Genomic DNA, 9,398 nt, shown 5'->3' with positions numbered 1-9,398 from the left:
ATAGCGCACAATCTTGCAAAAGCGACCGCATGAGTGACGAAGATTTCACGCGCCTACATTTTTCAAACTAGATTAACCCAAAAAAAACAAAAAAAGCCGCCTCATGACTTTTGAGACGGCCTCTTTTCTCGTTTATATGCAGCTAAAATTGTTTCGCACTATCAAAAGAAATTATAATCCTTTTTCCATTCTTAGACATCTGCTAACCAAAAAAGGTTGGAATCATAATCTCGCGAATGGAAACATGTGTAACTTGATAGCACATCAAACATCGCATGACTACAAAAGATTTATTCTCTGGGCACGCCGGATTATACGCCGCGTTTCGTCCAACGTATCCCGATGAATTGTTTGACTTCATCTTGAAACACGTTGACTCCCACATGAACGCTTGGGATTGTGCAACCGGAAATGGTCAAGTGGCATTTGTTCTATCGCGATATTTTAAACAGGTGCACGCAACCGATATTAGCCAAACGCAGCTTGACCATGCACAACAAGCAATGAACATCAACTACGGCATCTCCACCGCAGAGAAAACTACTTTCCCTGACCATCATTTCGACCTCATCACGGTAGCGCAAGCATTTCATTGGTTCGATCCTGATAAATTTTTCACAGAAGCTAAACGCGTGTTAAAGCCCAACGGTCTCATGGCTATCTGGGGATATGGTCTCCTTTCCATCGACAAACAATGCGACGAAGCGATTCTTCACTTCTATAAAAATATTGTTGGCCCTTATTGGGATCGTGCAAGAAAACTTGTCGATGAAGGCTATCGCGAAAGTAATTTTCCTTTCAAAAAAATTGACACTCCGTCGTTCTCCATCCGCGTATCATGGACGTTGAAGCACCTCGCTGGGTATCTTGAATCTTGGTCAGCAACACAACGCTACATCAAAGAAAAACAAATGAATCCCGTTACGCCGTTCATAGATCAACTGCGGAATACATGGCACGATCAAGAAGAGAAGCTGATCACGTTTCCGATTTTCTTAGCCATGGGAAAATGGTAAGGTTCAACATCTCACCTAATCGATTAACATTGAACCTTAGCACATCAATATCGCGAAGACGTTATGGTAACGTCGGCGTTCTTCCATGCTTTGTTAAATCTTTTTGCATTGGCAAGGACGTCAGATTTTTTACCCAACCGATTTTGGGTCAGTTGCAACCCCATGAGTGACCACCCATTCTCCGGATTCTTTTTCAAATCATCAAGATAAATAAGTTCAGCGTCAGCATATTTTGCTGCATCAAATAAAGCTGCGCCGAGATAATGTCGTGATGGAATTTTCCAATCTGGTGGCTCCATGTACCGAAGTTCATCTTCAAGTTTCACAGCCTCACGAAGTATTTCAATTCCTTCTTCCGCTTTACCCTTAGCAATCGATACCTCACCACGCAATATGTGTAAGGGCACTTTCACGATGTTAGAAACTGGATTGAAAGAAAAGTAAATTGTTTGAAGTGTATCTAGCTTCGTAAGCGAATCGAGTTTTTGAAGTTCGGCCTCCGCGTTCGTTATTTCTTTCTTTCGTGTATAAGCCATTCCGCGTGCAAAGCGCCAGAGGATAGTCGAATACAACATATTGTCATCGGGCGCCGGGAGCGACAAAATATCATCCCACTTTCCAAATCGTGTAAAAGCAATGAGCGGTTCTACCCCAAAGTACTGCGCAAAAACTGGGTTCGATTTATTAATCATACTTCCCTTATAGGCGAGCTTCATTGCCGTGTTAATCGCCAGTGCACTTCTACCTTCCATATAAGAACTGAAACTGATGAAATCGACATTGTGCGGATAATATCCCATCCTGTACATACCTTGATTTGCCGAGCTCGACAAATACGCTTCATCCACTTTTGCTGCACGTTGATTCAATTCAATTGCCCGTGCATACTGGCCTGTACGAATATAAATATGTGCGGGCATGTGAATGATATGACCCGCACCAGGCATAGCTTCTTCCAAGAATTGCGCACTCGGTAATGCTTGCCCCGGATTAGAAGATGCTTCCACCAAATGAATATACAAATGATGTGCACCAGGATGTTTGGGAAATTTCTTCAGCGCTGTTTCTAAAATTACTTTTGCTTCTGCCGTTGCTGGCTTAGGGCTACCATCTTTGCTCCAATAGTCCCATGGCATCGTATTCATAATTGCATCAGCACAAAGCGTGTTTACTTCCGCATCGTTCGGATACTTCTTAACCAGTTGCTGCATCGCGGTGGCATAAGCTTGATTCAAAGAATCTCTGTTGTCGTAAGACTTTCCGTCATAACGCGCAGCTAATGCATCGATTAAATCCTGCTCTACTTGTGACACGCGAATCTTTCCGGCTTGGGCTTTCTGAATTGATTCGAAAGCAATGCGTTCACGATCTTTCGGATTGACGTCATTTAAATTCGGTCCGTATGCAAGTGCTAATCCCCAGTAAGCCATCGCGCAATTCGGATCAAGTCGTGTAGCCTCTCTGAAAGATTGAATGGCTTCCCAGTGATTGAATGCGTAAATCAATCTCAACCCTTGTTCAAAATAAGCTTGCGCATTGGTTGACGACGTTGTGATCGGATAATGAAGATCGCCAAGCCCGGGTAGTATGCGTGTGGCCGTCGACGTAGTATCGAACCAATTGACACCAAATGAACCACAAACGGTGATGGGTGTTTCAACAGGACGCGTGTAAATGATAGGGTCGACTTTTTTGAAACTTGTCCATGACCAACTTAGCAACACTGACATGAACAGGATGAGTACGACCCAACGAGAGGTTCTTGTTTTCATAACGATTGTTTTGAACGTGAGTAATTAAGTCTTCCACGATACGACAAAACCAACGCCACGTTACGACAAGAACCTAATTGGTGACAGTTCTTTATGATCGCTTCGCGGCAATAGCTTTGTTGATAGCCTTTACAAGACCAGGTCCTTCATAAATGAAACCGGTATAGATTTGTACGAGGTCAGCACCAGCTTCAAGTTTCTCAAGTGCATCCGATGGGGTCATAATCCCACCGACCGAAATGATCGGATATTGATTTCCGAGTCGTTCACGAAGATAACGAATTATCTCGGTAGACCTCTGCGTTAGCGGCGCACCACTCAATCCCCCATTGCCAATAGCATCCAACGTTGTCTTCGGCGTCTTCAAGCCCTCTCTCGAAATTGTCGTATTATTCGCGATGATCCCGTCAGTACCTGTCGTTTTTAGAATTTCAACGATATCATCGAGTTGTGTTTGCGTAAGGTCCGGCGCAATTTTCAGCAGCACAGGTTTGTACGGCGATATTGCTTTGCTGAGCGAAATAACTTCACGCAATAATTTTTGAAGCGGTTCCTTTTCTTGAAGCTCGCGAAGGCCTGGCGTATTGGGCGAGCTTACATTGACTACAAAATAATCAACGTACGGATGCAACACTTTTACACAGTGCAAGTAGTCATCAAGGGCGCTTTCGTTCGGGGTAACTTTGTTCTTCCCAATATTTCCACCGACAATTACTGGCGACTTGCGATTCTTCAATCTCACGATTGCTTCATTCACACCGCCGTTGTTGAAGCCCATACGGTTAATGAGCGCCTTGTCTTCAGGCAATCGAAACATGCGTGGCTTGTCATTACCCGGCTGTGCTTTAGGGGTAAGTGTTCCTATCTCGATGAATGAAAAACCGAAAGCAGAAAGCTCGTCAATGAGTTTGGCATCTTTATCGAATCCCGCCGCGAGTCCTACAGGGTTCTCGAAGGTTAATCCTAAAATCTCCCGCTTCAGCGAGGTGTGCTGGTATTGGAACATGCCGCGAACAATGGACATCAGTCCGGGGATTTTACCCATTAACTTCAACCAGCTAAAGACGCGATAATGGATTTTCTCCGGGTCGACAAGAAAGAATAGCGGGCGAAGGATAAGCTTGTACACGATGCTTTGTTTTTGATGCAAATTGTAATCCTAATAGAAGCTAGGACACTTTCAATGGGCAAAAATAAAACAACTTCAACAAGAAACATCGATATCTTATCGATCCAGATATTTTATTTTCAAAGCATTTATTGACGCTATTTCCGCGGATGAAATTCCTGTATAACCTGTCGCAGATAATCACGATCCAGGTGTGTGTAAATTTCGGTTGTTGTAATCGATTCATGACCTAACATTTCTTGTACCGCCCGCAAGTCAGCACCACCCTCAATCAAATGGGTGGCGAAGGAGTGCCTGAATGTATGTGGACTAATCGTTTTTTTCAGTCCAATTTCCTTTGCCAGGTTTTTGATGATTGTGAAAACCATCACACGGGTGAGTTTTTTTCCCAAGCGATTAAGGAAGACATGATTCTCAAAATTCTTCTGCGCTGGCTTATGCGGATATTTCCCTCTTATTTCATCCAGGTAAAGTGTAGTATACTTTAAGGCATCTTTTCCTACCGGGACCAATCGTTCTTTATTTCCTTTCCCAACAACATTTAGAAACCCGACGTCGCGATGAATATTATTGATTTTCAATTCAACAAGTTCGCTCACACGCAGGCCAGAGCTGTATAACATTTCCAACATGGCGCGATTGCGTCCACCTTCCGCGGTAGACAAATCAACAGCATTTAATAGCCGTTCAATTTCTTCAAAACTCAGTGTATCGGGAAGCTTACGCCCAAGCTTCGGGCCTTCAAGCAACGCTGTCGGATCATCTGAAATCAAATCATCGAAGAGCAGAAATTTATAGAAGCCCTTCACACCCGACAAAATGCGCGCTTGACTATGTGCACTCATACCAAGCTCATGGACGTATCCCAAGAAATGTTGCAATTGCTGCGATGTGACTTTCGTCGGTGAGACGTTCGGATGGTGCATCTGCATAAACTTACTGAGCAGCAACACATCATGGAGATACGCTTCTATAGAATTCGCCGATAGCGATCGCTCTATTTTGAGATAGTGTGAAAATTGCTTGATAAGCAGCGACCAATTCATTCCCAATATTAGCATGGAAAGGTTTTTATTTTCAACACCTTGCCGTTAACTTTCGCTTTTACTCGAAAGTATTTCCATGAAGATCCAAATTATCAACGGCCCGAATCTGAATTTGCTTGGCAAAAGAGAAACATCGATCTACGGCAGTCAGTCGTTCGACGAATATTTCATCACGCTGCAAAAAAGATTCCCATCGTTTGAGCTTGCTTACTATCAATCGAATGTCGAAGGTGAAATCGTTAACAAGCTTCATGAAGTTGGATTTTCTTTCGATGGAATTATCATCAATGCAGGTGCGTATACACACACCTCGATTGCCATCCACGATGCCATCGGCGGAATCAAAACACCAACGGTGGAGGTTCACATCTCAAACGTGTATGCGCGGGAGGAGTATCGCCATAAAAGCCTGATCACGTCTAAATGCATCGGAATGATGACAGGCTTCGGCCTGGAAAGCTATGCCCTGGCGCTCGAATACTTCAAACAAAAAACAGCGTTATGATTTCCTTCTATCCAGGTCCATCTCGTGTGCATGATGCCCTTCCGCAATATGTAAAAGACGCGGCGAAAGAAGGTATCATGAGCATTAATCATCGGAGCGAGACTTTCGTGGCCATGTCAAAAAAGACAATTGGCTTGTTGAAAGAAAAACTCAACATCCCCCGAAATTATACGATATTCTTTACAAGCTCAGCGACAGAATGCTGGGAGATTATCGCACAATCGTTGATCACCGATAAGAGCTACCATCTTTACAATGGATCATTTGGTCAGAAGTGGTTTGACTATACCCAACGCCTGCACCCGGGTGCCATGCCGATTGCATTTGATACCGAAGAACAATTAGATCCAAATAAGCTCATACTCGATCAACGTGAAGGAATCATTTGCCTTACCCAAAATGAAACGTCTAATGGTACGCAAGTAGATAACCGGACGATTGGTGCGATCAAGAAAAACAATCCATCTTATCTTGTCGCTGTGGACGCAACCTCTTCGATGGCAGGTATTAAACTGGATTTCAAAAGTGCGGACATTTGGTTTGCGTCTGTTCAAAAATGCTTCGGCTTACCCGCAGGACTTGGAATCTTAGTTTGCTCGCCGCAGGCTATTGACCGCGCGAAAGCGATTAATGAGCGCAGTCACTATAATAGCTTGCCATTTATGATCGAGATGATGGATAAGTGGCAAACACCGTTTACACCAAACGTATTGGGAATTTATCTGTTGATGCGTGTGCTTGAGAACTGTGAAAAAATCGCGACTGTACATGACGAAACGGTGAAGCGTTACAATCAATGGAAAACATTTTTAAGTGAATGTAAAAGCGTACGTCACCTTGTGCGTAATGAAGCCGTCCAATCGTATACAGTGTTTCCAGTATTTGGTGATGAAGCAGCTGTGACTAAGATCAAAAAAGCCGCCAAGAAGAATGGATTCCTTTTGGGTGAAGGATATGGAACGTTCAAACCGCAGACATTTCGCATTGCTAACTTTCCTGCAATCAAAAAAAGTGAAATAAAAAGTTTGATGAATTTTCTTCAAGGTTATTGAATGAGCAGCGTATTCTTCCCATAAATACGGTTCTATCCTCACGCGCAACTTTTAGAATTTCTTTGTAGGTTTGGGGTTTAATTCACCCCAATGAAAAAAGTATTTTTCCTTACTTCGCTTGTGTTGTGTGCATACGTGTTACAAGCCCAAACATTAATTCCGCGCGTAGGCCTTACGTTGTCAAAAATCCATTCAGACCTCAGTCTTGGTGAAAAACCTGCTGCTGGTTTAATGGTCGGCGTGGGATACGCTATTAATCTTTCCAACGCGCTCGCAATTCAACCCGAAATCTCTTTCGTACAGAAAGGGGCAAAAGGAGAAGTTGACGACTTCATTGAATTTGAAGGCACGTCAGTCAGTATCGCTAATCGAACGCGTCTTGATTACCTGGAACTCCCCGTTCTTTTAAAGTTTACGGTTGGATCAGAAAAAATCAAAATGCATTACATTGGAGGCCCAGCTTTAGCGATGTGCATTGGTGGCAAAGCTGAAACGAGGCAGACAATGAAAACACCGAATGGATCCAACACTGAGTCTGAAACTTATGGTATCAAATTCGGCGATGTGGACCCCGAAGATGAAGAAAACGCATACATCAAAAGCCGCTTTGACTTTGGATTTCAAATTGGTACGGGCATCACCATCATGGAAAAGGTACAAATCGAATTTCGCTATAGCCACAGTTTCGTAAACCTGGCATCGCAAAGCGAGTTTGTTGAAAGAGAGTCAAAAGCAACAAACCGTGTTCTTCAATTTTCGGTTGGTATCCCGATCCGTTTCAACTGATCATTAAAAAGTAAACCGGTCGAGATCAAAGCGCTATCTATTTGGTGGAGGCGCCTTGATCAAAAAAACTGTACAAGTTGAGATGCGTTATGGACTAGGGTTAACCGATGTCTTTGACCACAACGATAATGCCTATAACCGCGTGTGGCAGTTTACAATCGGATTCCCCATTGATTTTTCATCAGATGAAGATTTCCTCGAACTTTAGCCGGACACAATCCGGCTTTTTTATTGCCCACATCTTGGGGTAGGTTTGGCAACTCATCGCCAACACGTCCGTACCTACGCACAAATCAAATTACACCATGCGTAAGTCAGCAGTTTTATTTCTCACCATTGTAGGCTCGGTAACATTTACGAAAGCTCAAACACTTGTACCCCGAATCGGTATCACTTCCTCGACCAGCACCGTTGAAAAAAGTGAGCTTACTACCGGACAAAGTACAGGCTCCGTTACAGGTATTTCCGTTGCCCTCGGTTATAACGTTCCTGTTGCTAACCTTGGCAAACTTGTTTTTTCTCTGCAGCCAGAAGTAAACTACATTCAGAAAGGGTCGTCCTATAAATCGGACGGAGAATTTCAAATCGGTGAGGCCATCTACAAATCAAAAAATGAAAGCAAGCAAACCCTTAACTACCTTGAGTTTCCTGTGCTTGCACGATTCGAATATGACTTAGACAAAATCAAAGTAGGCCTGTTTGCCGGCCCTGCTGTCGCCTTTGGACTTGATGGGAAATATAAGTTTGAGTCGAAAGTCGACAACGGTGAAACCGTGGAAGTTCACAAGTCAGAGGGTAAGGTTGTGTTCTATGATCAAAACGGTGAAGAGAACACATCATCGCTTGACCATAACGTAGATTTTTCACTTCAAGCGGGCGCAGTGGTCACTATTTTAAAGCGTGTTCAACTGGATGTGCGTTACGGTCATAGCCTTACCAACAAGAGTCATTATGTCGATTCGAAGAATAGAGTTTTACAATTTTCGGTTGGGGTTCCGATTTCACTTTAGCAATAAAGTGATTGTAAAAGGGAAAGCCGGTTCGCACCGGCTTTTTTTTTAGCTTTGCACCATGTTTAATTTTAAAGAGATCTTTTCCGTAAGCCTAATCCTCTTTTCGGTAATCGATATCCTGGGATCTATCCCCTTCATCATCATTATCAGAAAACGCGAAGGAAGAATTCACGCTGAAAAGGCGACGATCATTTCGGCTGTATTAATGGTTGGCTTTCTTTTTCTCGGACAATCGATTCTTAAACTTTTTGGACTTGACGTTGCGTCGTTCGCCCTAGCAGGTGCAATCGTAATTTTCATCGTGGCCATGGAGATGATCTTGGGCATCACACTTATCAAAGACGATCCCGACGCACAAGGAAGCGGGTCCATTGTTCCACTTGCATTTCCCCTGATTGCTGGTGCGGGTACCTTAACGACTATTCTATCGTTGCGCGCTGTGTATCAGGAGTGGAACATCTTGGCGGGTATTGTCGTCAACCTCATTTTTGTTTACCTCGTGCTGCGTTCTTCCGTTTGGCTAGAGCGTGTTATTGGCAAGTCGGGATTTGCCGTGCTACGTCGTGTTTTCGGCGTTATTTTGCTGGCTATCGCGGTTAAAATCTTTAAGACACACGCACTATGATTCGCATCTACACTGACGGTGCCGCACAGGGAAACCCTGGACCTGGTGGCTACGGAACAATACTTAAATTCAAAGACGCTGTTAAAGAAATTTCCGAAGGCTTTCGGCTTACTACCAACAACCGCATGGAGTTGCTCGCCGTCATAAAAGGTCTTGAGGCGATCAAAAAAGATGGTATTCCAGTAACGATCTATTCCGACTCACAATACGTCGTGAACGCCGTAGAAAAAGGATGGCTTTGGAACTGGCAGAAGAAAAATTTTAAAGACAAAGCCAATGCTGATCTTTGGTTGATGTACATCCCCTATCATTTGAAGTTCAAACCGAAATTTGTGTGGATCAAAGGTCACGCTGGACATCCGGAAAATGAACGCTGCGATTACTTAGCGGTACAAGCCGCTTCAGGAAAAACGCTTCTCGTAGACCGCGAATATGAACTCACCAAGCAGTAAGC

11 protein-coding genes are annotated in these 9,398 nt (G+C 43.7%); 8 read left to right on the top strand and 3 right to left on the bottom strand.

Going from position 1 to position 9,398, the window contains the following annotated elements:
- The first annotated feature begins 275 nt into the window (after positions 1-275).
- On the top strand, positions 276-1,016 hold the full coding sequence (locus DQQ10_RS21300) for a class I SAM-dependent methyltransferase (protein WP_112748946.1): 741 nt from the start codon (positions 276-278) through the stop codon (positions 1,014-1,016).
- Positions 1,017-1,060: 44 nt separating this feature from the next.
- On the opposite strand, the gene DQQ10_RS21295 is transcribed toward DQQ10_RS21300, so the two are convergent.
- The 3 genes from DQQ10_RS21295 to xerD form a co-directional block, all read right to left on the bottom strand.
- Positions 1,061-2,788: a tetratricopeptide repeat protein gene (locus tag DQQ10_RS21295; RefSeq protein ID WP_112748945.1), complete on the bottom strand. Its 1,728-nt coding sequence runs from the start codon at positions 2,786-2,788 to the stop codon at positions 1,061-1,063.
- Between the two features lie 91 nt (positions 2,789-2,879).
- A complete protein-coding gene (locus DQQ10_RS21290; RefSeq protein ID WP_112748955.1) occupies positions 2,880-3,917 on the bottom strand; it encodes a quinone-dependent dihydroorotate dehydrogenase in 1,038 nt (345 codons plus the stop codon).
- Positions 3,918-4,054: 137 nt separating this feature from the next.
- Positions 4,055-4,963, bottom strand: coding sequence for a site-specific tyrosine recombinase XerD (xerD, locus tag DQQ10_RS21285; protein WP_112748944.1), 909 nt, complete (start codon positions 4,961-4,963; stop codon positions 4,055-4,057).
- 76 nt (positions 4,964-5,039) lie between these two features.
- Between xerD and aroQ the strand changes: the two genes are divergently transcribed.
- The 7 genes from aroQ (at position 5,040) to rnhA (ending at position 9,396) form a co-directional block, all read left to right on the top strand.
- Positions 5,040-5,468: a type II 3-dehydroquinate dehydratase gene (gene aroQ, locus DQQ10_RS21280; RefSeq protein ID WP_112748943.1), complete on the top strand. Its 429-nt coding sequence runs from the start codon at positions 5,040-5,042 to the stop codon at positions 5,466-5,468.
- Positions 5,465-6,520 carry an aminotransferase class V-fold PLP-dependent enzyme gene (locus DQQ10_RS21275; RefSeq protein ID WP_112748942.1) on the top strand — a complete coding sequence of 352 codons (1,056 nt, stop codon included), beginning with the start codon at positions 5,465-5,467 and terminating at the stop codon, positions 6,518-6,520. The genes aroQ and DQQ10_RS21275 overlap by 4 nt, the downstream gene beginning before the upstream one ends.
- Before the next feature lie 90 nt (positions 6,521-6,610).
- Positions 6,611-7,306: a porin family protein gene (locus DQQ10_RS21270; protein ID WP_112748941.1), complete on the top strand. Its 696-nt coding sequence runs from the start codon at positions 6,611-6,613 to the stop codon at positions 7,304-7,306.
- A gap of 82 nt (positions 7,307-7,388) precedes the next feature.
- Positions 7,389-7,514 (top strand): hypothetical protein, encoded by a 126-nt coding sequence (locus tag DQQ10_RS28325; protein ID WP_262511776.1) that lies wholly within the window; start codon positions 7,389-7,391, stop codon positions 7,512-7,514.
- Between the two features lie 97 nt (positions 7,515-7,611).
- The gene (locus DQQ10_RS21265) at positions 7,612-8,316 is read left to right on the top strand and encodes a porin family protein (RefSeq protein WP_112748940.1); all 705 of its coding nucleotides are present in this window, start codon (positions 7,612-7,614) and stop codon (positions 8,314-8,316) included.
- Positions 8,317-8,377: 61 nt separating this feature from the next.
- Positions 8,378-8,944, top strand: coding sequence for a MarC family protein (locus tag DQQ10_RS21260; protein WP_112748939.1), 567 nt, complete (start codon positions 8,378-8,380; stop codon positions 8,942-8,944).
- Positions 8,941-9,396: a ribonuclease HI gene (rnhA, locus tag DQQ10_RS21255; RefSeq protein ID WP_112748938.1), complete on the top strand. Its 456-nt coding sequence runs from the start codon at positions 8,941-8,943 to the stop codon at positions 9,394-9,396. The genes DQQ10_RS21260 and rnhA overlap by 4 nt, the downstream gene beginning before the upstream one ends.
- The last annotated feature ends 2 nt before the right edge of the window (positions 9,397-9,398 follow it).

Origin of the sequence: Pseudochryseolinea flava, assembly GCF_003286915.1 — a bacterium.
GTDB classification, from domain to species: Bacteria; Bacteroidota; Bacteroidia; order Cytophagales; family Cyclobacteriaceae; genus Ohtaekwangia; species Ohtaekwangia flava.
The sequence above is the reverse complement of the archived record's forward strand: the minus strand, read 5'-3'. Positions and strand labels throughout refer to the sequence as shown.